Origin of the sequence: Streptomyces canus (assembly GCF_030816965.1) — a bacterium.
Taxonomy (GTDB): Bacteria; Actinomycetota; Actinomycetes; order Streptomycetales; family Streptomycetaceae; genus Streptomyces; species Streptomyces canus_E.
The window spans coordinates 4038610-4061969 of record NZ_JAUSYQ010000002.1; the positions used below are offsets into that span (position 1 = coordinate 4038610).

A 23360-nucleotide genomic window follows, 5' to 3' on the forward strand; every position below is an offset into this window, starting at 1 on the left:
AACCGATTTTCGGTCAGTGCCTGTCCGGTCAGTTCTCGTCGGGCAGCTCGGCGTGCACCGCCGCGTCCAGCGCCGCGGTGAGCTGGTCCAGGCGGGCCCGCAGGTCGCGGATCTCGTCCACGTCGAAGCTGGTCGCCGAGACGATCCGCCGCGGCACCTGCACCGCGCGCTCGCGCAGGGCGACGCCCTGCTCGGTGAGCCGCACCTCCACCGAGCGCTCGTCGCGGGCACTGCGCTCGCGCCGGACCAGGCCTGCCGCCTCCAGTCGCTTGAGGAGCGGGGACAGGGTGCCCGAGTCGAGCCGCAGGTGCTCGCCGAGCTTCTTGACGGGCAGGTCGCCGTGCTCCCACAGCACCAGCATCACCAGGTACTGCGGGTAGGTGATCCCCAGGTCCTTGAGGATCACGCGGTAGACGCTGCCGAAGGCACGGGAGGCCGCGTTCAGGGAGAAACAGATCTGCTGGTCCAGGCGGAGCCAGTCGGTGGTGGCCGGAGCAGCGGTCGGGGACGTGTCCATGCGTCCAGGATAGCTCTTGTGAGCCATTTAGTTGTACACAACTAAATTGTGTGCTCTACTTGCAGCCGTGAGGCGGCGCGGAAGAGCCGCCTCACGGACGAGAAATTCGAGAGGGATGGTCTTTCATGGACGCGCTCTACACCGCTGTCGCCACCGCCACCCACGGCCGGGACGGCCGGGCCTACACGAACGACGGCAAGATCGACGTCGCGCTGGCCCCGCCGGTGGAGCTGGGCGGCAACGGACAGGGCACCAACCCGGAGCAGCTGTTCGCCGCTGGTTACGCCGCCTGTTTCGGCAGCGCCCTCGGTCTCGTCGGCCGCCAGGCCAAGGTGGACGTCAGTGACGCTGCCGTCACCGCCGAGGTCGGCATAGGCAAGCAGGGCGAGGGCTTCGGCCTCAAGGTCGCCCTCCGCGTCGAGCTGCCCGACTCCGTGGACGCGGAGACCGGCCGCAAGCTCGTCGAGCAGGCCCACCAGGTCTGCCCCTACTCCAACGCCACCCGCGGCAACATCGAGGTCGAGCTCGTCATCGAGTAGATCCGGAAACCCGACCTCCGGGCCGGCGGCACCGACCGTAGCGGCCGGGCGCCGCACCGGCGGTCGCATGAGGGCTCGCCTGCGCGGGCGGCCGACGGCTCAGGTCCGGCCCGCGCGGAAGGGCGTTGCAGGCCGCGGCAGACACGCGCGGGGGGGGGGGGGGGGGGCCGTAACTGCTCGGGGTTGGCCCTCGAGTGGTGGCTCGGCGCCGGCTGCGGCTGCGGCTGCGGCTGCGGCTGCGGCTGCGGCTGCGGCTGCGGCTGCGGCTGCGGCTGCGGCTGCCGGGGATCGCGGATGCTCCCCGTGAAGGCGAACGGCACGCCCGCGTTCGCCCAGTACCGACCGGCCGAGGACGGCAATGGCTGGACCCCGTGGGGCATCACGCTACTGGAGATCACCGACGGCCGGATCAGCACCATGACCAACCACATAGACACCAAGCGGCTGTTCCCGCTATGGGGGCTGCCCATGCGACTCACCGCCGACGCCGCGAGGATCTGACGGCTCGCCGGACTCGCCTCCATACACCTCGTCCAGGCCGGTCAGCACCAGCAGCTGCAGCCGAGGCCCGACACCGCGCAGCACCAGGTCCGACCGGTGCGCCGCGCGGCCGGCCGTAGCTGGGCGAGGTGATCGAGGTCGGCCGCCGTGGCCCGCTCGACAGCGCAGACGTCGCAGACGACGACCGCCGCGTCCGGATGGGTCGTCAGAAACGCGGCCGGCTGCTCACAGAGGCACGGCCCAGCCGCGGGAGGGAGCGGGCAGCAGGTGATCGCCACGGTATCCGTACCGGCTCAGACCGCCGACCGGTCGGGGACTCATCGGTTGCACGACCGCATGCTGCGCAGCCCGCCGAAAGTTTTTTGAAAATCTTCGTCCGATGGCGATGAGTTCCGTCGGGGTGCCCCGTCTGACCCGGTGAAGCAGCCACGAGTCCGGAGGAACCTTAGATGCGTACCCTGATCAGCACTGCCTTCATCTCGCTCGACGGCGTTGTGGAGGCCCCGGGCGGCGAGCCCGGTTACCGGAACTCCGGGTGGACCTTCAAGGAGGTTGAGTTCCTGCCCGAGGCGTTCGACATCAAGGGCCGGGAGCAGAAGGAAGCCACCGCGATGTTGATGGGCCGTACCAGCTACGAGGCGTTCAGCCCGGTGTGGCCTGGCATGGAGGATTTCGCCGACTACAAGGTGATGCCGAAGTACGTTGTTTCCACCACGCTCACCGAGGACGACCTGGTGTCGAATTGGGGCGAGACGACGATCCTGCGCTCGCTCGACGAGGTCGCCGCGCTGAAGGAGACCGAGGGCGGCCCGATCATCGTGCACGGCAGCGCCGCCCTGAACCAGAGCCTTTCGGACGCCGGCCTGATCGACCGCTACCACCTGCTCGTCTTCCCGCTCCTGCTCGGTGCGGGAAAGCGTCTGTTCAGCGCCACGGACAAGGACACCCAGAAGCTGAAACTGGTCGAGCATGAGGCGTACGCCAACGGCCTGCAAAAGAACGTCTTCGATGTCGTCCGCTGACAAGGCTCCCGAACCCGCCCACCCCGACCTCGTCGCCGGACGGCGCTTGGCCCGCGCCAGGCCCAAAGCCTTCTTGTCCAGGCGGAAGAACTGTTCCAGCTCCCCGGGCAACGGTTCCGTGGCGAACCGGCCGTAGCGGGCCTCTTGCTCAGCAGACAGGTACTCAACAGGCATGCCGAGGACCGCAGAGCTTGCTGACCAGGCAAAACGGGCAAGTCACCGAACCGGAACCAAGATCGCTCAACTACCGCTGATTTCCGTTCGGGTACTCCCCAAGGGCCGGGCCAACCTGCGCGGATGGCCGTTCGCGCAGAGCGCGCGGCACCGCGTCCGCCTCCGTCACGACCACCGCCGGACGCGTCATACGGTTCGGAACGTGGGCCGGCCCGTGCGCCCTCGACAAGGTCGCGCTGCTCGACGGAGGCGGCCACACGGCCACCTTCACCGCACTCACCCCATGCGCCGTACAGGCCGTCCCACGCGGCCGCTTCACGACCCTGCTCGACGACTCCGCGACCGTGCGCGCCCACGTCTTCCGGCTCCTCGCCGCCCAGGCACGCACCCAGCAGGAACGACTCACCGACACGGCCACCCTTCCCTGCGAGGCCCGCCTCGCGGCCTGGCTGCTGGACGGACTCAGCCGGGACGGAACCGACGGCCATGTCCCCCTCCCCGGCGGTCAGCGCGAACTCGCCGACCTGCTCGGAGTCACCCGCGTCACGGTCAACCGTGCGCTGTCCCGGCTCAGGCGGGACGGACTCATCGGCCCCACGGAGAACGGCGGCGGCCGGATCCGGGTGCTCGCCCCCGAACTCCTCGCCCTGCGCGCGGCGCCGTATACCCGCCACGGCCGCTGAGGCAGGCTCAGAGGGCCTTCAGCGCCTCCGTCGTCGCCCGCGCCAGTGCCGCGAGGTATCCCTTCGGCAGCTTCGGGCTGCGGATCACCACCGAGCGCCAGTACAGAGGGCCGGAGATCAGGTCGAGGGCCAGCTCGTCGTTGAAGCCCGTGCGGAGCTCGCCGCGCTGCTCCGCCGCCGTGATGATCTTGTTGGCGACGCCCTCCTGGCCCTTCTGCAACGCGTTCTGCAGGGCCTCGGCGATCTCGGGGTTGCGGGCCGCCTCGGCCTGCAGGTCCGGAATGACCTGCGAGGCCACCGGGTGGCGCAGCGCCCGGGACGTCACCTCGTACAGCATCCGCAGGTCGTCCTCGAGCGAGCCCGTGTCCGGTACCGGCAGGCCCATCACCGCGATCTCCGAGACGACGTCGAGGACCAGGTGCAGCTTGGAACGCCAGCGGCGGTAGACCGCGGTCTTGCCGACGCCCGCGCGGCGCGCGATGCCCTCGATCGACATCCGTGCGTATCCGGCGGCCGCGAGCTCCTCGAAGACGGCCGCCCGAATGGCTTCCGTCACATCCTCACGGAGGACGGCGGCTCCTGCCGGGGCACGGCGGCGCGGACGGGTCGGCGGCGCGTCGGCGTTGGTCGTCATGCGGACCAGCATAGGGCGTAGCGACGAAACGGTCCCGTCCCGACGCGTACCGCCACGACGAAACAGGCGCGTCCCGGCGTGGCGCGTTACGACGATACGGTTACGTTCCATCGTCTTCCGTCACGACGAAACGGTTGCGTTCCGACGCTCACTCGTCCTACGCTCACGTTGCGACGATACGGTCCCGTCCCGACGTAAGAGAACGTGAAGAGTCATGTAAGGAAACGTCGGATGACGGGACGCGCCGACCGCATGCGCACCACCCCCACCCCCCGAGTGAAAGCAGCGGATGTGAGCCAGGTCCTCGACACACCGCCCCCGACAGCGCCCCCGACCGACGACGACCTCGCGGCCCTGGCCGCGCGGCACGGTCTCGCGGTCAGCGGCGCCCGTCCCTCGCTGCCGGAGTACGTCCGCCAGTTGTGGGCGCGGCGCCACTTCATCACCGCGTTCTCGACCGCCAAGCTCACTGCGCAGTACAGCCAGGCGAAGCTGGGCCAGGTCTGGCAGGTCATGACCCCGCTGCTGAACGCGGCGGTGTACTACTTCATCTTCGGCGTGCTGCTGGGCACCAAGAGGAACGTGCCGGACTACGTCCCGTTCCTGGTCACGGGCGTGTTCATCTGGACGTTCACGCAGAGCTCGATCATGGCGGGCACCCGCGCGATCTCCGGCAACCTCGGCCTCGTGCGCGCCCTGCACTTCCCGCGGGCCGCGCTGCCGATCTCGTTCGCCCTCCAGCAGCTCCAGCAGCTGCTCTTCTCGATGGCCGCCCTGGTCGTCATCCTGCTCTGCTTCGGTGTGCCTCTCGCCGCGTCCTGGCTGCTGGCGATCCCGGCGCTGGTCCTTCAGTCCACGTTCAACGCGGGCGTCTCGATGATCATGGCGCGGATGGGCGCCAAGACGCCGGACATCGCGCAGCTGATGCCGTTCGTCCTGCGCACCTGGATGTACGTCTCCGGCGTGATGTGGAGCATCGACAAGCTGGCCAAGGGCCACCACGACTGGCCGTCCTGGGTGGTCCCCGTCCTCCAGGCCAACCCGGCCGCCGTCTACATCGACCTGATGCGCTACTCCCTGATCGACAGCTTCCACGCCAGTCAGCTGCCCCACCACGTGTGGGCGCTCGCGGTGGGCTGGGCGCTGGTCGCCGGCGTCGGCGGCTTCATCTACTTCTGGAAGGCTGAGGAGACGTACGGCCGTGGCTGACATCGAGAACGACAAGATCCCCACCGTCGTCGTCGACGGCGTGGACATCGTCTACCGCGTCAACGGCACCGGCGCGGGCAGGGGCTCCGCCACCGCCGCCCTCAACCGCATGATGCGCCGGGGACAGGCCGAGAAGGCAGCGGGCGTACGCAAGGTGCACGCCGTCAAGAACGTGTCGTTCGTCGCCTACAAGGGCGAGGCTGTCGGACTGATCGGCACCAACGGCTCCGGCAAGTCGACCCTGCTCAAAGCCGTCGCAGGTCTCCTCCCGGTGGAGAACGGCCGTATCTACACCGACGGTCAGCCCTCCCTCCTCGGCGTCAACGCGGCCCTGATGAACGACCTCACCGGCGAACGCAACGTCCACCTCGGCGGGCTCGCGATGGGCATGACCCGCGAGCAGGTCAGGGACCGCTACCAGGAGATCGTCGACTTCTCGGGGATCAACGAGAAGGGCGACTTCATCACCCTGCCGATGCGCACCTACTCCTCCGGCATGGCGGCCCGCCTCCGTTTCTCCATCGCCGCCGCCAAGGACCACGACGTCCTGCTCATCGACGAGGCCCTCGCCACCGGCGACCGCTCCTTCCAGAAGCGCTCCGAGGCCCGCATCCGCGAGCTTCGCCAGACCGCGGGCACGGTGTTCCTGGTCAGCCACAGCAACAAGTCGATCCGCGACACCTGCGACCGGGTGCTCTGGCTGGAGCGCGGCGAACTGCGCATGGACGGCCCGACCGACGAGGTCCTGGCGGCCTACGAGGACTTCACGGGCGGCCCGGACAAGGCGAAGGCGAAGGTCGCGGCCTGACCCACGGCTTTCGCTGCACGACGACGAGGGCGCCCGGGACTTCACCGTCCCGGGCGCCCTCGTCGTCGTATCACTTATGAATGCTGCCGCAACAGCGTCCGCATGGTGCGCATCGCCACCGACAGGTTGGCCAGGTCGAACGCGTCCGAGCCCTGGATCTCGTCCAGGGTGGTGCGCGCCCGGCTCAGGATCGGGGCGTTCTTCTCCTCCCAGGCCTTGAAGCGCTGCTCGGGGGTCGAGGTGCCGTTGCCGACGGCCAGGACGTCCGCGGTCAGCGCCGAGTGGGCCGCGTAGAGGTCCTCACGGATGGAGGCGCGGGCCATGGACTGCCAGCGGTCGGCGCGGGGCAGCTCGATGATGCGGTCCATGAGCTGGGTGATGTGGAGGCGGTCGGCGAGGTCGTAGTACACCTCGGCGACGTCCATCGGGTCGCGGCCCATGCGGTCGGCCACCGAGACGATGTCCAGCGTCGGGAAGGCGGAGGAGAACCCGGCCACGCGCGTGGCGAGCTCGTCCGGGACGCCGGCGCCGGTCAGCTCGTCGTAGATCTTCTGGTACCACTCCAGGTCGGCGCCCCGCAGCAGCTTCGGCAGCTGCGACCACACCTGTTCGACGCGATCGCCGAAGAACTCGACGGTCTCCGCGAGCTGGAGCGGCTGCGGCCGGTTGTTGAGCAGCCAGCGCGTGCCGCGCTCGACCAGTCGGCGCGAGTGCAGCCTGATCCGGGTCAGCACGGCGGCCTCGACCAGGTTGTCGAGGGACTCGACCCCGTCCCACACCACGCCGGAGCGGAAGATGGCGCGGGCCACGGTCTGCGCCCGGACGATCTCCTCGAGCGACGCGCCGGTCTCCTCGCGCAGGCGGTGCAGGTAGGTCGTACCACCGGTGTTGACCGTGTCGTTGACCAGGACGGTCGTGGTGATCTCGCGGTGCAGCGGGTGGTTGTCGATGTGCTCGGGGAACTTCTCGCGCAGCGCTGCCGGGAAGTACGTGTGCAGCAGGCCGCGCAGATAGGGGTCGTCCGGCAGCGAGGTGTGCAGCAGCTCGTCGGCGACCGTGATCTTCGTGTAGGCCAGCAGGACGGCCGTTTCCGGGCTCGTCAGGCCCTGTGCGGCGCCGAGGCGTTCGCGGATCTGGCGGTCGGTGGGCAGGAACTCCAGGGCCCGGTCGAGGTGGCCCTCGCGCACCAGGTGGCGCATGAAGCGCTGCTGGGCGTGGAGCATGTCCTTCGACTGGGCGAGCGCGTTGGCGATGGCGGTGTTCTGCGCGTAGTTGTTGCGCAGGACCAGGCGGCCGACCTCGTCGGTCATCTCGGCGAGCAGCTTGTTGCGCTGCTTGACCGTCATGTCGCCCTCGGTGACCAGGCCGTTGAGCAGGATCTTGATGTTCACCTCGTGGTCGGAGGTGTCCACGCCGGCGCTGTTGTCGATGGCGTCGGTGTTGATCTTCCCGCCGTGCAGCGCGAACTCGATCCGGCCGAGCTGGGTCAGGCCCAGGTTTCCACCCTCGCCGACGACCCGCACCCGCAGGTCGGCGCCGTCGACGCGGATCGGGTCGTTGGCCTTGTCGCCGACGTCCGCGTGGGTCTCGGTGGAGGCCTTCACGTAGGTGCCGATGCCGCCGTTCCACAGCAGGTCCACCGGCGCCTTGAGGATCGCCTTCATCAGGTCGGCCGGGGTCATCTTGGTGACCTTGTCCTCGATGCCGAGGGCCTCGCGGATGTGGGCGTTGACCTGGATGGACTTGGCGGTACGGGGGAAGACGCCGCCGCCCGCCGAGATCAGCTCGGTGTTGTAGTCGGCCCAGCTGGAGCGCGGGAGCTCGAAGACACGGCGGCGCTCGGCGTAGGAGGTGGCAGCGTCGGGCTTCGGGTCGATGAAGATGTGCCGGTGGTCGAAGGCGGCGACCAGGCGGATGTGCTCGGAGAGCAGCATGCCGTTGCCGAACACGTCACCGGACATGTCACCGATACCGACGACGGTGAAGTCCTCGGACTGGGTGTCGACGGCCAGTTCGCGGAAGTGCCGCTTGACGGACTCCCAGGCACCGCGGGCGGTGATGCCCATGCCCTTGTGGTCGTAGCCGGCCGAGCCGCCGGAGGCGAAGGCGTCGCCGAGCCAGAAGTTGTACTGCTCGGCCACCCCGTTGGCGATGTCCGAGAAGGTCGCGGTGCCCTTGTCGGCGGCGACGACCAGGTAGGTGTCGTCCTCGTCGTGCCGTACGACGTCGGCGGGCGGGACGACTTCACCGGCCACCATGTTGTCGGTGATGTCGAGCAGGGCCGAGATGAACGTCTTGTAGCTGGCGATGCCCTCGGCCAGCCACGCGTCCCGGTCGGCGGCCGGGTCGGGCAGCTGCTTGGCGACGAAGCCGCCCTTGGCGCCGACCGGCACGATGACGGTGTTCTTCACCATCTGCGCCTTGACCAGGCCGAGGATCTCGGTGCGGAAGTCCTCACGCCGGTCCGACCAGCGCAGACCGCCGCGCGCGACCTTGCCGAAGCGCAGGTGCACGCCTTCGACGCGAGGCGAGTAGACCCAGATCTCGAACGCCGGGCGCGGGGCCGGGAGGTCGGGGATGGCCTGCGGGTCGAACTTCATGGAGACGTAGTCGTGCGGCTTGCCGCCCGCGGCCTCCTGGAAGAAGTTGGTGCGCAGGGTCGCCTTGATGACGGTCAGGAAGGAGCGGAGAATCCTGTCCTCGTCCAGCGAAGCCACCTGGTCGAGGGCCGCGTCGAGCTCCTCCAGGAGGGCGTCCACGAGTTCGTGCCCTGCGCGCTGACGGTCCGGCGACATCCGTGCCTCGAACAGGGAGACGAGCAGCCGGGTGGTGTGAACGTTGTGGCGGAGGGTGTCCTCCATGTAGTCCTGGCTGAACGTCGAGCCCGCCTGGCGCAGGTACTTGGCGTACGCCCGCAGCACCATCGCCTGGCGCCAGCCCAGGCCGGCGCTCAGCACCAGGGCGTTGAAGCCGTCGTTCTCCGCCTTGCCGGTCCAGGTCGCGGCGAAGGCCTCCTGGAAGCGCTCGCGGCCGTCGTCACCGAGGTAGTCACCGCCGCCGTTCTGCGACTTGGGCATGCGCAGGCCGAAGTCGTAGATCCAGGCGATACTGCGGTCCGAGCAGCGCAGTTCGTAGGGCCGCTCGTCCGTCACCTCGACGCCGAGCCGGCTGAGGACCGGCAGCACGGCGGACAGGGAGATGGCGTCGCCCTTGCGGTAGATCTTGAAGCGGCGCTCCTCGGGGGCGGCGCCCACCGGCTCGTAGAGGCTGAGCGCGAAGTCGTTCTCCTCGCCGAGCCGTTCGAGGTGGACGAGGTCGGCGACCGCGGAGCGCGGGGTGTGGTCGGCCTTGTAGCCCTCGGGGAAGGCGTTGCCGTAGCGGCGCGACAGCTCGGCGGCGCGCTCCTCGCCGAGCTCGGCGTTGAGCGCCTCGGTCCATCCGTCGGCCCAGGAGCGGGCGGCCTCGACCAGGCGGGCCTCGATGCGCTCCTTGTCGCTGTCACTGAGCTGCTGCAGCTCGGTGCCCTGCGGAACGCGGACCACGAAGTGCAGCCGGGACAGGATCGACTCGGTGTTCCAGGCGGTGAAGTCGACGCTGATGCCGCCGAGTTCCTCCTTCAGGATGTCGATGATCCTGAGTCGGACGCCGGTGGTGTAGCGGTCGCGGGGCAGGTAGACGAGAGCCGAGTAGTAGCGGCCGTACTCGTCCTGGCGCAGGTAGAGGCGCAGCCGCCGCCGCTCCTGGAGGTACAGGACGGAGGTGGCGATGGACTCCAGCTCATCGGCGGGGGTCTGGAAGAGCTCGTCGCGCGGGTAGGTCTCCAGGATCTGGAGCAGGTCGCGGCCGTCGTGGCTGTTGGGCGAGAATCCGGCCCTTTCGAGCACCTCGTCCACCTTGCGCCGAATGACCGGAACCCGGCGCACCGATTCGGTGTAGGCGGCGGAGGAGAAGAGTCCGAGGAAACGCCGTTCGCCGACGACATTGCCGTCCGCGTCGAACTTCTTGACACCGATGTAGTCGAGATACGACGGCCTGTGCACCGTCGCCCGGCTGTTGGCCTTGGTCAGCACGAGCAGCTTGTGCTCGCGGGCCTTCGCGCGGGCGTCGGCGGGCAGCCGCTCGAAGGACGGGCTGACCGGGTGGCCCTCCTCGCCGGCGTGCTGCGGGTCGGAGCGCAGGATGCCGAGACCGGTGCCGGGGACTGCCGCGAGGGAGTCGTCCGGCCTGAGCTGGTACTCCCGGTAGCCGAGGAAGGTGAAGTGGTCGGCGGCCAGCCAGCGCAGCAGCTCGCGGGCCTCGTCGATCTCCATGTCGCGCAGATCGGTGGCGATGGGCTCGGCGGGCAGTTCGTCGGCCATGCGCAGGGCCGCGTCCCGCATCTTCTCCCAGTCCTCGACGGCCTCTCGGACGTCGGACAGGACGCGCAGCAGGTCGGCGGTGATCTGCTTCAGGTCGCCGCGGTCGGTCTCGCGGTCGATCTCCACGTGGATCCAGGACTCGGTGTGCGCGTCGTGCGGCAGATCACCGGCGGGCGGGACGGTGAGGACCTCGATCAGCTTGCCGGTGAGGTCACGGCGGACGACGACCTGGGGGTGGATGACGACATGGATGCCGCGCCCCTGCCGGGTCAGCTCATTGGTGACGGAGTCGACGAGGAAGGGCATGTCGTCGGTGACGACCTCGACGACCGTGTGGGTGCACGTCCATCCGTTCTCCTCCACCGTGGGCGTGTACACCCGCACGTTGGCCGTGCCCTGCGGGCGCGTCTGGCCCAGCCGGAAGTGGGAGAGAGCGGCTCCGTAGATGTCGACCGGGTCGCGGTCGGTGAGGTCTTCGGGGGCCGTGTGCAGGTAGTAGCGCTGGAGGAACGCGAGGACGGTCTCGCTGTCCGGGGTGTCCGGGGTACGGGGGCTGTCCTCGTCCGTCGCCCCAGTCGGTAGGTGCCCCCCGGCCGGGCTGTTCTCAGCTACCCGTGCGGCCCTCTCGAGCAGCTCGGCCTTGGCTTCGTCCAGCTTGGTCTGCATTGTCCTCTGACTCCTGTCGCGCGCCGTTGCGTGACGTAGAAGGAAGTACGGTCTCTTCCCCTGCGGCTCGACGCCACGGCCCGGGGTCTCCGGTCTGCTCCGACGCTATGCCGCAAGGTGAGATGAGCGGGGGTATATCAGCCATTCTCGACACGCCCGCCAGGTGTGACGCTGCTCTCTGCCGCGCCGGTGACGAGGGTGTACTCGGCGTCATGAGGGCCCCTACGGCCCCGTCCCGCCCGCGAGGACCAGCGACCGCCGCCCGGCCACGGAGGTGTTCCGTGCGCACCGGGCGCAGGGCGGGGGCCACAGCGCCCCCGCGAACTATCGCGCTGATCACGCCACCAAGGCTATCGCTCCTTACAGGGGGGTCGTCATGAGCCGTATGTGTACAAAACCTGGGGTGGAACTTTGACACTCTGCACAGTCCCCCACGTCGCATCCAGGCCATGACCTCATCGTCACCGGCGACGCAGCAGAGTCACAGGAGGTCCTTACCCCCCACCTCGCGGCCCCCGCCCGCAAGAAGCTCCGCTTCTTCGTCCACGACTTCGAACCCGGCTTCGACACCTACACCGAGAAGCCCGGCTGCGCCTGGCCCGCCCATCTGGCCTTCGCCGAGTTCGACGCCGGTCGGTACGCCGCCCTCGTCATCCCCGGCGGCCGCGCCCCGGAGTACCTGCGCGACGACCCCGAGCTCCGCAAGATCCTCAAGTCCTTCTTCGACGCTGACAAGCCGGTCGCCCAGATCTGCCACGGCCCGCTGCTCACCGCCGCGATCGACGGTCTCCGCGGCCGCCGCGTCACGGCCTGTCCGGCCCTGGAACCCGACCCACTCGGGCTGCTGGATGCGGGAGTTCCTGAGGGTGCTCGGGGCGAAGGCGCCGGTGGCGTAGCCGACAGGGTGTCTGCATGCCGCGTGCTCGCGGAACCGACAACAACCGTCACGCCGCTATTCGCTCGGCCTCCGCAACCGCCTCCGCCAGGGTGTCGACCACCGGCACCCCCGCCACCTCGAGACTGGCGCGACTGTGCGACCCCCCGGTGTAGAGCACGGCCCGAGCCCCCACCCGCATCGCCGCCACCGCGTCGTCCGCGGCGTCCCCGATCACCACGGTCCGAGCCGCCTCGACCCCCGCCAGCGCGGTGAGATGCCGCTCCATGTGCTCCGCCTTGCTCCCCCCGGACGGCCCGGTCCGCCCGTCCACCCGCAGGAAGTGCGCCTCGATCCCGAACCCCCGCACCAGCGGGAGCAGCTCGTCGTGCACGTACATGCTGAGGATCGACTGGCTGTGCCCGGCCGACCGCCATCCCGCGAGCAGCTCCACCGCCCCGTCGGTGAGCCCGCACCCGACCCGATGCTCGGCGTAGTACCGATGGAAGGTCTCGTCCATGACCTCCCACTCCGCGTCGGTGGGCAGCCGGCCGAGCAGCCGCTCGTAGAACTTCGGAACCGGCACGCAGTACAGCGCCCGGTACTGCTCCATCGTGATCGGCGCGAGCCCCAGCTCGCCGAACGCCGCGTTCGTCGCCCCGATGATCGCGTCGTTGTCGTGGAACAGCGTGCCGTTCCAGTCCCAGACGATGTGCGCCCCTGTCAGCTTCCCCATGCCAAAAACGTACCCGCCCCCACTGACAATCAAGAGACCAGCAGGTCAAAGAGGGCAAAGCGGCGACCCGGCAGGACGGATCACGGGCTCAGCCGCCCAGTCCCACCAGATTCGGGATCTCCTGTGTCGCGTACCACAGCAGCTCGTGGTCCTCGGCCCCGTCCACGACGAACTGCGCGTCGTCGTCCCCGGCGTCGGCCGCCTCCAGCGCGTCCACGGCAGCGCTGACGTCCTCCTCCGCGTCGTCCGAGTCGACGTGCACCGCGGCCGCCTTGGCCAGCCGCACCGTCCCGGCCACCCGCACCTCACCGAGCGCCGAGGGATCCAGCGCCCGGTCGGGATCGGCGGCCGCCGCCCCGTCGGCCACGTCGACGGCCACCACCACCCGGCGCCGCGCGGCCCCGGCGTCCACCGCGAGCAGCCGCAGCGAGGCCAGTGCGGCCCGGTTCAGCGCCGCGTACTCCAGCTCCTCGATGTCGTCGGAGAGGTACCACTCGCGCAGGGCGGGTGTGACGGCGTAGGCGAGGAGCGGTCCGGCCCCCAGCTCACCCGTCTTGTACGCCTCGGCGAGACCGGAGAGGGTCAGGGGGACGTAGACGCGCATGGCTGGCTGCTTTCGTGGTCGGAGAACGTGATCGGAAGGGCTCCGCGAAGGCCTTCAGGATACGTGCGGGCGTCCCCTTTCGAGTCCCTGCCCACCCCTCGGCGGACGTCCACCCCGGGCCCGGAATTCACCCGCCCCACCCCCGGGGTCACGGGGTTCCGCCCTGCCCGACCACCCTGATAGGTGAACATTCCGGCGACCCGACGCGGCCCGCCGCTTCCTTGCCGCCGTGGCCCACGGCCCCGTACAAGATCCCCAACGAAGTTACCGCCCGGTACTTTCCGGGCTCGCAGAACGGGGATCCCATGAACAAGGTCATGACCAGGGCTCAGCACCACCCCGGCAGCCGCCCGCCGGCTCGCGGCGACTCCCGCCGCCCGAGCGGCACGCCACCCCGCGCTCCCGGCGGCAGCGCGCCGCGCACGGCCCCGGGCGACGGCCGCCCACCGGGCACTCCCGGCAGCGGCCCCCGCACCCGTACGCGCCCCGCGGACACCCGCCCGCACAGCATCCCGGGTACGAACGACCCGGTCACCGGAGCTCCGAGCCGCAGCACCACGGCAGGCCCCAGGACAGCCGGCACCACCACCGACACGAGCCGCACAGCCGGTCCTGTGTCCACCACCCGCGTCGCAGCAGCACTCGCCGACGGACGCACCGCAGCCCCCGCCACCCGGCCCCGTCCCGCCCCCGCAACCGCCCCTGTCGTCCCGTCCCAGACCCCGCGCCGCCCGCTGGTCCCCCAGCCCCGCCCCACCGATCTCTTCGCAGACCTCCTCCTCGCCGTCCTGAGCGGTCAGCGCCCCGTCCACTCGATGCTCCGGCACACCGCCGGCCGGGCCTACGACGAGCTGGCCTGGCTCGCCGAACGCGGTCCCCTGCGCACCCGCGGCGCCCGCCCCGTCGTCCGGGACATCGGCTACTACGTCCCCCGACCGGGCGCTGTGGAGGCCTTCGCCCGGATCGGCGCCGGCGACCAGCTGCGCGCCATGGCCTTCCGCCTGGAACAGGGCCAGGACCTCCGCTGGCGCTGCACCGCGGTCGAACTGGGCGGCTCCCGGGCTCCCCGTCCGGACGACGACTGACAGGCCCGGAGAAGCCCGCTGGTCCGTCACACGCCGAAGGGCCGGTCACCCCGAGGTGACCGGCCCTTCCTATGCCACGGCGCCACACGCACCGTCACATCGATCCGCTGCGGCGCCCATCGCACCGTAGGCACTACTTCTTGCGCCGCCCCCGACCACGGGACTGCTTGCGCCGCTCCGCGCGCGTGAGGCCGTCCGCCTCGGAGCGCACGGGCTCGTCGTCGGCGAACTCGCCCTCGATGACACCGCCCTCGCCGTCCACGGTCGGCGCGGAGAAGTGCAGGTCCCTGCGCTGCGGGGCGTCGAGCCCCTTCGCGCGGATCTCGGGGCGCGAGCCGGCCTGCGCCGGAACCGCGTCCTGCTTGGCGAGGGACGGCTTCTCGTCCTCGACCGGGACCTCCTCGACCTGCTGCTCGACCTGGACCTCCAGGTTGAACAGGTAGCCGACGGACTCCTCCTTGATGCCCTCCATCATGGCGGTGAACATGTCGAAGCCCTCGCGCTGGTACTCGACCAGCGGGTCCTTCTGCGCCATCGCGCGCAGGCCGATGCCCTCCTGGAGGTAGTCCATCTCGTAGAGGTGCTCGCGCCACTTGCGGTCCAGGACCGACAGCACGACCCGGCGCTCCAGCTCACGCATGATCTCGGAGCCGAGCTGCGCCTCACGCGCCTCGTACTGCTCGTGGATGTCGTCCTTGATCGACTCGGAGATGTACTCGGCGGTCAGGCCCGCGCGGTCGCCTGCCGCCTCCTCCAGCTCCTCGACGGTGATCTTCACCGGGTAGAGCTGCTTGAACGCGCCCCACAGCCGGTCGAGGTCCCAGTCCTCCGCGAAGCCCTCGGCGGTCTCCGCCGCGATGTACGCGTCGATCGTGTCGTCCATGAAGTGCACGACCTGCTCCTGCAGGTCCTCGCCCTCCAGGACGCGGCGCCGCTCGCCGTAGATGACCTCGCGCTGGCGGTTGAGGACCTCGTCGTACTTCAGGACGTTCTTGCGGGTCTCGAAGTTCTGCTGCTCGACCTGCGACTGCGCGGACGCGATCGCGCGCGTGACCATCTTGTTCTCGATCGGGACGTCGTCCGGGACGTTCGCCATCGACATCACGCGCTCGACCATCTGGGCCTTGAACAGCCGCATCAGGTCGTCGCCCAGGGAGAGGTAGAAGCGGGACTCGCCGGGGTCGCCCTGTCGGCCGGAACGACCGCGCAGCTGGTTGTCGATACGGCGCGACTCGTGCCGCTCGGTACCGAGGACGTAGAGCCCGCCGAGCTCCTTGACCTCCTCGAACTCCGCCTTGACCGCCTGCTCGGCCTTCTCCAGGGCGGCGGGCAGGGCCGCGGCCCACTCCTCGATGTGCTCCTCGGGGTCGAGGCCTCGCTGGCGCAGCTCCGCCTCCGCGATGTCCTCGGGGTTGCCGCCGAGCTTGATGTCGGTACCACGACCGGCCATGTTGGTGGCGACGGTGACGGCGCCCTTACGGCCGGCCTGGGCGACGATCGTCGCCTCACGGTCGTGCTGCTTGGCGTTCAGCACTTCGTGCTGGACGCCGCGCTTGCTGAGCTGCTGGGAGAGGTACTCGGACTTCTCGACCGACGTCGTGCCGACGAGGATCGGCTGACCCTTCTCGTGCTTCTCGACGATGTCGTCGACGACCGCCTCGAACTTCGCGACCTCGGTGCGGTAGATCAGGTCCGACTGGTCCTTGCGGACCATGGGCCGGTTGGTCGGGATCGGGACGACGCCGAGCTTGTAGATCTGGTGGAACTCGGCAGCCTCGGTCATCGCCGTACCGGTCATGCCGCAGAGGCCCGGCTGTTCCTTGCCGTTGTGGTCGTGGCGCTTGTAGAGGCGGAAGAAGTTCTGGAGGGTGATCGTGGCAAGGGTCTGGTTCTCGTCCTTGATGTCCACCCCTTCCTTCGCCTCGATCGCCTGGTGCATGCCCTCGTTGTAGCGGCGGCCGGCGAGGATACGGCCGGTGTGCTCGTCGACGATCATGACTTCGCCGTCCATGACGACGTAGTCCTTGTCCTTCTTGAAGAGCTCCTTCGCCTTGATGGCGTTGTTCAGGTAGCCCACCAGAGGGGTGTTGACCGACTCGTAGAGGTTGTCGATGCCCAGCCAGTCCTCGACCTTGCTGACACCGGACTCGTGGATGGCGACCGTGCGCTTCTTCTCGTCGACCTCGTAGTCGCCGGTCTCCTCGATGCCCTTGAGCGGGTTTCCGGCCTCGCCCTTCTTCAGGCGGGTGACCAGCTTGGCGAAGTCGCCGTACCACTTGGTCGCCTGGTCGGCCGGACCGGAGATGATCAGCGGCGTACGGGCCTCGTCGACGAGGATGGAGTCGACCTCGTCGACGATGGCGAAGTTGTGGCCGCGCTGGACGAGTTCGTCCTTGGACCACGCCATGTTGTCGCGCAGGTAGTCGAAGCCGAATTCATTGTTCGTGCCGTACGTGATGTCGCACGCGTACTGCTCGCGGCGCTGGGCCGGCGTCATGTTGGAGAGGATGCAACCGACGCTCAGGCCGAGGAACTTGTGGACGCGGCCCATCATCTCGGAGTCGCGCTCGGCCAGGTAGTCGTTCACCGTGATCAGGTGCACGCCCTTGCCGGACAGCGCGTTCAGGTACGCGGGCAGCGTGCCGACGAGGGTTTTGCCCTCACCGGTCTTCATCTCGGCCACATAGCCGAGGTGGAGGGCGGCGCCCCCCATGATCTGCACGTCGTAGTGACGCTGGCCGAGCGCGCGCTTGGCACCCTCGCGCACGGTGGCGAACGCCTCGGGCAGCAGGTCGTCCAGACTCTCACCGTCGGCGTACCGCTGCTTGTACTCATCGGTGAGGGCCCGCAGCTCGGCGTCGGAGAGGTCGACGAAGTCCTCTTCGATGGAGTTGACCTGGTCCGCGATGCGGTGCAGCTTGCGCAGGATCTTGCCTTCGCCTGCACGCATGATCTTCGAGAGGACGGACACGGGGGTTGGTCTCCTTGCCGGTCGGGCCTGGGACGGTCGGTTTCCATTTGACTTACTGAGCAACGGCCATCGTATGCGAGGACCCCGCCGCGTCGGGAGGCCTGCCGGACAGGCCGGCTGTCAGCTCCTTCAAATCTGTTTCAAAGGGAACAACGGACGGGGAACACCGATGGTGCCGCACCCCGCCCACGAATTGCGCGAATTGTGATCGCCCGCTCACTCACAGCGAAATCATTGGCGTCTTCACCGCACACCTGAGCAGAATCAGCTGATGGAACCCGTCACCCTGACCACGGCCCGTCTCCTGCTGCGCACGCCCACCCCGCGGGACACCGAGACCGTCCTCGCGGTCGTGCAGGACCCCGACATCCTGCGCTGGACCACGATCCCCTCGCCGTACCTGCGCGAGCACGCCGAGGGCTTCACGGGGCAGCTGGTCCCGGAAGGCTGGGCGAACGACACGATGTTCACCTGGGGCCTCTTCCTTTCCGAAGGAGAGGAGCTGGTGGGCATGCTCAGCCTCACCAAGCGCTCCGCGGGGACGGCCGAGATCGGTTACTGGAGCGCCAAGGAACAGCGCGGCAACGGCTACGTCACCGAGGCCGTCGAGGCCGCCGCCCGCTGGGCCTTCAGCGAGTGGTCGATCGACCGCGTCGAATGGCGGGCGGAGGTCGGCAACCACGCCTCGCGCGCGGTGGCGGAGCGCGCCGGCTTCACCATCGAGGGTGTACTGCGTTCCTCGCTCGTCCACCAGGGCGTACGCCGGGACTGCTGGGTGGGCGCGTTGCTCCCCTCGGACCTGGGCCTGCCGTCGACGGCGCAGTATCTTCCCTCCTCTCAGTAGATCCGCAGGTCACCTCGCGTTGTCAGTGCCGGGCCCTATCGTTCGGACCCATGACGACCCCGCCTCCCGCCACCGACCTTTCGGCCGACGAGGCCCGCCGCATCGTGCTGCGCGCCCAGGGCTTCCTCGGCACCCCCGACCGCCGGGCCGGAGTCCGCGGCGTCCTCCGTCACCTCGGGGCGGTCCAACTCGACACCATCTCGGTGCTCGCCCGCTCCCACGAGTTGATCCCGTACGCCCGTCTCGGCGCGGTGGGCCGCCAGAAGGTGGAGAGCGCCTACTGGACGACTGCTCCCCTTGGCGCGCCTCCGGCACGACCCCACGCTTTCGAGTACTGGTCGCACGCGGCGTGCATCCTCCCCATCGAGGAATGGCCCCACTTCGCCTTCCGCCGCCGCGCCTACCGCAGCCGCCCGCACTGGAACCACCAGCTCCCGGACGGCACCTACGACCAGGTCATCAAGCAGCTCCGCACCGAAGGGCCCCTCACCGCCACGGAGTTGGGCGGCGCGAAGAAGACCAGCGAGTGGTGGGACTGGTCGGGCACCAAGGTCGCCGTCGAGCGCGCCCTGATGTACGGCGAGGTGGTCTGCGTGGAGCGTCGTGGCTGGAAGCGTGTGTACGACCTCGCCGAGCGCGCCGTCCCCGCCGACCTGCTCCACGACGAGCTGGAGGACGCCGAGTGCCTGCGCCGCCTGGTTCGTCTCGCCGGCCAGTCCCTGGGGGTCGGTACCCGCGCGGACATCGCCGACTACCACCGCCTCAAGGGCGAACAGGTCGACGCGGTGATAGCCGACTCCGGCCTGGTGCCGGTCACGGTCGAGGGCTGGGGCAAGCCTGCCTGGGCCGACCCCGCGGCTCTGGAGACACCCCCGCGCGGCCGCCACCGCACCACCCTGCTGTCCCCGTTCGACTCCCTGATCTGGGAACGCGCGCGCACGGAGCGGATCTTCGGCTTCACCCACCGACTGGAGGCGTACGTCCCCAAGCCCAAGCGGGTCTACGGCTATTTCGCGATGCCGGTGCTGGCCGGTGGCCGTCTCGTGGGCCGCGTGGACCCGGCCCGCGAGGGGAGCACGCTGGTGGCCAGGCAAGTCACCCTGGACGGCCCGAAGGCGGTTCCGGCGGTGGCCCAGGCCCTGGTCGAGGCGGCGAGCTGGGTGGACTGCACGGACATTCGGGTCGAGCGGGTGGACGCGCCAGACCTGCGCGAGCCCCTCGCCAAGGAAGTCACCGGAGCGCTGACGACGGCCTTGCGCTGACCGGGAGCCGAATCAGCGGATCTCGAGGATCTTCTCCCGCATCGCGTAGACCACCGCTTCCATCCTGGAGTGCAGCTGCAGCTTCTCCAGGATGTTGCGCACATGGTTCTTCACGGTGTTCTCGGAGATGAACAACTCCTTCGCGATATCGCGGTTGTTCATCCCGGTGGCGACGAGCTTGAGGACCTCCAGCTCACGGTCGGTCAGCCGCGGGGCGGGCACGAGACGCCGCTCGTCCGTCCGCTGGATCATCGACTTGAACTCGGTGAGCAGCTTCGACGCCATGGAAGGACTGATCTGCGACTGTCCGTCGGCCACCGCGCGAATGGCGGTCGCCACCTCGTCCGTGGAGATCTCCTTGAGGAGATATCCGGTCGCGCCGGCCTTGATCGCGTCGTAGAGGTCGGCTTCCTCGTCGCTGATCGTCAACATGATGATCTTGGCGCTGGGTGCCACTTCCTTGATGGAGGTGCACGCCTCGATCCCGCCCCGCTTGGGCATCCGCACATCCATCAGAACGATGTCCGGCAGCAGGTCCGCGGCCTTGTCGACGGCCTCCGCGCCGTCACCCGCCTCCCCCACGACCTGGATGTCCTCCTCGGCCGCGAGCACGATCTCCAGTCCGCGCCGGAAGAGTGCATGGTCGTCCACGACGAGAACCCGGATCGGCTCCTTGCGTGGAGAGCCAGCGTCCGTGCCCATGCTGACGACGCCATCGCCGGCGTCCTCGCCGTGCAGCGGTCCGAAGCTGTCCGCCATCGTTCCTCCCCCTGAAGGCTGTGGCTGGTCCTGTGCCATCGCCAACCCAAGGCAACGACCCACCGGTTGGGCCGGTGTGGCCATGATTTCATGCCCGGACGACAGTGAGATGACAGAGCGGGACGCGAAATGGTCGCACGCGGGTGCCCCTGGGGGCGCACAAGCGCTCCAGGGGCACCGGCTCAGCTGTCATCCGGGAGGGTCAGCCACCCGTCGTGTCTCCGGCCGCGGGAGAGTGCGCCCGGGCGACCATCGGGTCCGTGCTCAGGTGGATGACGCCGTAGTCGTAGGCGTGCCGCCGGTAGACGACACTCGGTTCCTTGGTCTCGGAGTCGACGAACAGATAGAAGTCGTGCCCGACCAGTTCCATCTCGTAGAGCGCCTGGTCGAGGGTCATCGGGGAGGCGACGTGGGTCTTCTCGCGGACCACGAGGGGGCCCTCACCCTTGATCTCCAGCGAGCCGATCTTCTTGGTGGGCACACCGTCCGACTCTTCCTCGTGAACGGCCTGCCCGTTGCCGTTGAGCGTCGCCGCGCCCGGAACGTGGTCGGCGACCTCGGCAGCCGTGAGTCGCCGTGCGCCCCTGCGTGTGTGGCGCTTGTCGTGCTCCTTGCGCAGCCGGGCATCCAGCTTCTCCGCCGCCAGGTCGAGTGCCGCGTACGGGTCGCTGGCTGCCGCTTCCGCCCGGATCACCGGACCGCGGGAGCGGAGCGTGATCTCCACTCGGTCACAACGGTCGGCCTGTCGGGGGTTCGGCTCCTTGGACACCTCGACGTCGAGGCTGATCACCTTGCCATCGAGCTTCTGGATCTTCTCCAGCTTCAGCTTCTCGGCCACGTGCTTGCGGAACCGCTCGGGCACCTCGGTCTTGCGGCCCTTGACGACGATGTCCACGCAGAACTCCGTTCCCGGATCGCTCCGCCTCGATGCGGAGCGTCTCCCTTTTGCACCAGGCTCCGGTGAGCCCCGGAACCTCGGACTCGGTGACTTCCACCTCCTCCCCCGCGGGCAAGATCTCCATTCCACCGTCGCGGGTGATGGTGGAAATCCCGCGGGCACGGCATTCGGATTTGCGAGGCGTGGCCTGCGCCTTTCTCTCACAACCGAACATATCTCGCCTGGACGGATGTCGTCACCCTCTACCGCGGCGTACCTCCGTTCAGGTGAATTGATCCTCTCGTAACCTGCAACGATGCAACTACGCAGTCAGTTCCGGTTTATTTCGAAGGAATCCGGTGAGGCCGCGACCACAGCCGCGCAGACCACGCCATGGACGCCACCGACGCCCGCCGCTGTCACCGAGCAGCGCTCCCGGTCCGTGTCCTCCTCTGCCACTGTGACCAACCGTTCCCCCATGCTTTCCCGAGTTGCAGCGGTGTACACGAAGTCCGCCCCTTCACCGTCGCATCCGGCCACCACGCGTCCGCCACGGCGCCCGTTCACGTCCTGGCGCTGCCGCCCATGCCATTCGTCCGTTCCCTCTTGGACGTGCTGTCCCGCTGTCCCCGGTTGCCGATGACCCTGCCGTGCACCCGTCTCCAGCGGCCGGCACTCCCTGCGCCCTCCCGCCCCCTGTTGCCGTTGATCACGGTGTCCGGCCCTCATCTGTTCACCGCGGTTCCCGATGTTCTCCCGAGCCCGCGCCTCCCGGACGGCCCGTGCCGCCTCGGCGAGGGACGCGCCTGTCGTCATCAGGTCGTCGACCAGCACGACAAGCCCTTCGGCCAGCAGACGTCCGCCGCCGGGAACCACGGTCAGCGCACCCGCGAGATTCTCCAGCCGCTGCCGAGAGTTGAGCCCCGACTGGTCGGCCACCCACCGCCGCTGCCGCAGTACGGCCACCACCCGCGCATGCATCCCCGCCCGCCGCAGCTCCCCCGCCGCCGCGAGCGCGATCCGCCGCGCCGGATCATGCCCCCGAGCCCGAACCGCCCGCCGCGCGGACGGCACGGGAACGAGCAGCACCGGCACACCGAGCCCGTCCCCCCTCCGCCCGCCCCCGAGGAACGCCTCCGCCCCCAGGCCACCGCCCCCGGAGGGGGCCTCACCACTCAGCACGCTGCCCTCGGCCCAGACTTCTGTTCCTGGCACATCTCCACGCCTGGCCAGAGGTTCTACTCCTGGCACGTCACCACCCCGGCCCAGAGCCGGGGCTCCCGACGAATCACGGCCCATGGCCAGAGCCTCCGACCCCGACACGCCACCACCCCGGGCCAAAGCTGCTTCACCTGTACCGCCGACCGCCCACGACCACCCCTCCCCACCGGCTCGGGCCGCGGACGCACCCGCAGCGCCGTCCCGCCCGCCGCACGCACCCACCGCGCCACCCCGCCCCAAAGAAGCACCCACCCCACCAGCCCGGCCCCCGTCAAGGCCCACCGTCACCCGACCGGAAGACGCACTCCCCACCTCTCCACCGGGCCCGACCAAAGCCCCGCAGCCCTCCTCCCTGGACCCCCGAGGCCACCCCGACGCAAATCCCCCACCGCCCGGCTCACACACCTCCCACACCGCCGCACGCACCGCCCCCGCAAGAGCCGTACCGAGCGGCGCAGCCAGACCCAGCGCCCCCCGCTCCTTGTGGGCCAGCAACACCGCCCGTACCGAGTCCGCATACCGAGCAGCCGCGTGCACGACCGGCAGTCCGGGCGGCTCCGGCACCGGTCGTACCCGGCTCGGTGCGGCCCCGTCCAAGGCGGCACGGCACTCCGGACAGAGCACCGTGCGAGGCCTCCCACAGCCCCCGCACTCGGCCGGCAGCACCAGATCGGTCAGGTCCCGCCACCACCCCCGCATGCCCACCACTGTGCCAACACCGAACCCGACCGGCCACCCCTGTGGATAACTCCCTGTGGAAAACCGCCTTCGGCACGAACAACAGTTCCCACCACAATCTCCGGCCTCCCATAAAGCAATCGGTCGGCCGAACACAGCCCGCGAATCAGTCCCTCGTACAAACGAAGCCACACAACGAAGCCACACAACGAAGCCACACAACGAAGCCACACAACGAAGCCACACAACGAAGCCGTCCCACCCAGCGAATCCAGCGCGCCCGACCAGCCGCGAATCCCACCCGCCCCAGAACAAAAGCGGCCACCCCCACCAGGGCC

The 23360-nt window shown here is 69.3% G+C and carries 18 protein-coding genes and 2 pseudogenes; 10 read left to right on the forward strand and 10 right to left on the reverse strand.

Annotated elements, in window-relative coordinates:
• Positions 1–28: 28 nt before the first annotated feature.
• On the reverse strand, positions 29–517 hold the full coding sequence (locus QF027_RS19405; protein WP_306980506.1) for a MarR family winged helix-turn-helix transcriptional regulator: 489 nt from the start codon (positions 515–517) through the stop codon (positions 29–31).
• Between the two features lie 125 nt (positions 518–642).
• Between QF027_RS19405 and QF027_RS19410 the strand changes: the two genes are divergently transcribed.
• From QF027_RS19410 to QF027_RS19425, 4 genes are all read left to right on the forward strand, one after another.
• Positions 643–1056 (forward strand): organic hydroperoxide resistance protein, encoded by a 414-nt coding sequence (locus tag QF027_RS19410; RefSeq protein WP_306980504.1) that lies wholly within the window; start codon positions 643–645, stop codon positions 1054–1056.
• Between the two features lie 294 nt (positions 1057–1350).
• Positions 1351–1557: a hypothetical protein gene (locus QF027_RS19415; RefSeq protein ID WP_307075901.1), complete on the forward strand. Its 207-nt coding sequence runs from the start codon at positions 1351–1353 to the stop codon at positions 1555–1557.
• 449 nt (positions 1558–2006) lie between these two features.
• On the forward strand, positions 2007–2579 hold the full coding sequence (locus tag QF027_RS19420; RefSeq protein ID WP_307075903.1) for a dihydrofolate reductase family protein: 573 nt from the start codon (positions 2007–2009) through the stop codon (positions 2577–2579).
• Positions 2580–3097: 518 nt separating this feature from the next.
• Positions 3098–3436 (forward strand): Crp/Fnr family transcriptional regulator, encoded by a 339-nt coding sequence (locus QF027_RS19425; protein WP_307075905.1) that lies wholly within the window; start codon positions 3098–3100, stop codon positions 3434–3436.
• Positions 3437–3443: 7 nt separating this feature from the next.
• Here the strand turns inward: QF027_RS19425 and QF027_RS19430 are convergent, their stop codons facing one another.
• On the reverse strand, positions 3444–4082 hold the full coding sequence (locus QF027_RS19430; RefSeq protein ID WP_306980495.1) for a TetR/AcrR family transcriptional regulator: 639 nt from the start codon (positions 4080–4082) through the stop codon (positions 3444–3446).
• A 279-nt stretch (positions 4083–4361) separates the two neighbouring features.
• On the opposite strand from QF027_RS19430, the gene QF027_RS19435 reads away from it, so the two are divergent.
• Entirely contained in the window at positions 4362–5279 is a 918-nt protein-coding gene (locus tag QF027_RS19435) for an ABC transporter permease (RefSeq protein ID WP_280858030.1), read from the forward strand.
• A complete protein-coding gene (locus QF027_RS19440) occupies positions 5272–6087 on the forward strand; it encodes an ABC transporter ATP-binding protein (protein WP_306980494.1) in 816 nt (271 codons plus the stop codon). The genes QF027_RS19435 and QF027_RS19440 overlap by 8 nt, the downstream gene beginning before the upstream one ends.
• Before the next feature lie 74 nt (positions 6088–6161).
• Here the strand turns inward: QF027_RS19440 and QF027_RS19445 are convergent, their stop codons facing one another.
• Entirely contained in the window at positions 6162–11111 is a 4950-nt protein-coding gene (locus QF027_RS19445; RefSeq protein WP_307075907.1) for an NAD-glutamate dehydrogenase, read from the reverse strand.
• Between the two features lie 457 nt (positions 11112–11568).
• On the opposite strand from QF027_RS19445, the pseudogene QF027_RS19450 reads away from it, so the two are divergent.
• Positions 11569–12007, forward strand: a pseudogene (locus QF027_RS19450) (DJ-1/PfpI family protein).
• Positions 12008–12055: 48 nt separating this feature from the next.
• On the opposite strand, the gene QF027_RS19455 reads toward QF027_RS19450, so the two are convergent.
• Both QF027_RS19455 and QF027_RS19460 read right to left on the reverse strand, forming a co-directional pair.
• Positions 12056–12721, reverse strand: a complete 666-nt coding sequence (locus QF027_RS19455; RefSeq protein WP_307075909.1) for an HAD family hydrolase — start codon at positions 12719–12721, stop codon at positions 12056–12058.
• A gap of 88 nt (positions 12722–12809) precedes the next feature.
• Positions 12810–13325 carry a DUF6912 family protein gene (locus tag QF027_RS19460; RefSeq protein WP_307075911.1) on the reverse strand — a complete coding sequence of 172 codons (516 nt, stop codon included), beginning with the start codon at positions 13323–13325 and terminating at the stop codon, positions 12810–12812.
• A gap of 305 nt (positions 13326–13630) precedes the next feature.
• On the opposite strand from QF027_RS19460, the gene QF027_RS19465 reads away from it, so the two are divergent.
• A complete protein-coding gene (locus QF027_RS19465; protein WP_307075913.1) occupies positions 13631–14410 on the forward strand; it encodes an Rv3235 family protein in 780 nt (259 codons plus the stop codon).
• Positions 14411–14543: 133 nt separating this feature from the next.
• Here QF027_RS19465 and secA read toward each other — a convergent pair whose 3' ends face one another.
• Positions 14544–17381, reverse strand: a complete 2838-nt coding sequence (gene secA / locus QF027_RS19470; RefSeq protein WP_306980484.1) for a preprotein translocase subunit SecA — start codon at positions 17379–17381, stop codon at positions 14544–14546.
• A 271-nt stretch (positions 17382–17652) separates the two neighbouring features.
• Here secA and QF027_RS19475 point away from each other — a divergent pair, with 271 nt between their 5' ends.
• Entirely contained in the window at positions 17653–18225 is a 573-nt protein-coding gene (locus QF027_RS19475; protein ID WP_306980482.1) for a GNAT family N-acetyltransferase, read from the forward strand.
• Between the two features lie 50 nt (positions 18226–18275).
• On the forward strand, positions 18276–19487 hold the full coding sequence (locus QF027_RS19480) for a winged helix-turn-helix domain-containing protein (protein ID WP_307075915.1): 1212 nt from the start codon (positions 18276–18278) through the stop codon (positions 19485–19487).
• Between the two features lie 12 nt (positions 19488–19499).
• Here the strand turns inward: QF027_RS19480 and QF027_RS19485 are convergent, their stop codons facing one another.
• The 4 genes and pseudogenes from QF027_RS19485 to QF027_RS50035 all read right to left on the reverse strand — a co-directional run.
• Positions 19500–20246 (reverse strand): response regulator, encoded by a 747-nt coding sequence (locus QF027_RS19485; RefSeq protein ID WP_059210138.1) that lies wholly within the window; start codon positions 20244–20246, stop codon positions 19500–19502.
• A gap of 202 nt (positions 20247–20448) precedes the next feature.
• Positions 20449–21141, reverse strand: a complete 693-nt coding sequence (hpf, locus tag QF027_RS19490; RefSeq protein ID WP_069766607.1) for a ribosome hibernation-promoting factor, HPF/YfiA family — start codon at positions 21139–21141, stop codon at positions 20449–20451.
• Positions 21142–21453: 312 nt separating this feature from the next.
• Positions 21454–22338 carry a ComF family protein gene (locus tag QF027_RS49620; protein ID WP_373432420.1) on the reverse strand — a complete coding sequence of 295 codons (885 nt, stop codon included), beginning with the start codon at positions 22336–22338 and terminating at the stop codon, positions 21454–21456.
• 393 nt (positions 22339–22731) lie between these two features.
• Positions 22732–23043: pseudogene (locus tag QF027_RS50035) on the reverse strand (ComF family protein); the annotation flags it as partial.
• Positions 23044–23360: the final 317 nt, after the last annotated feature.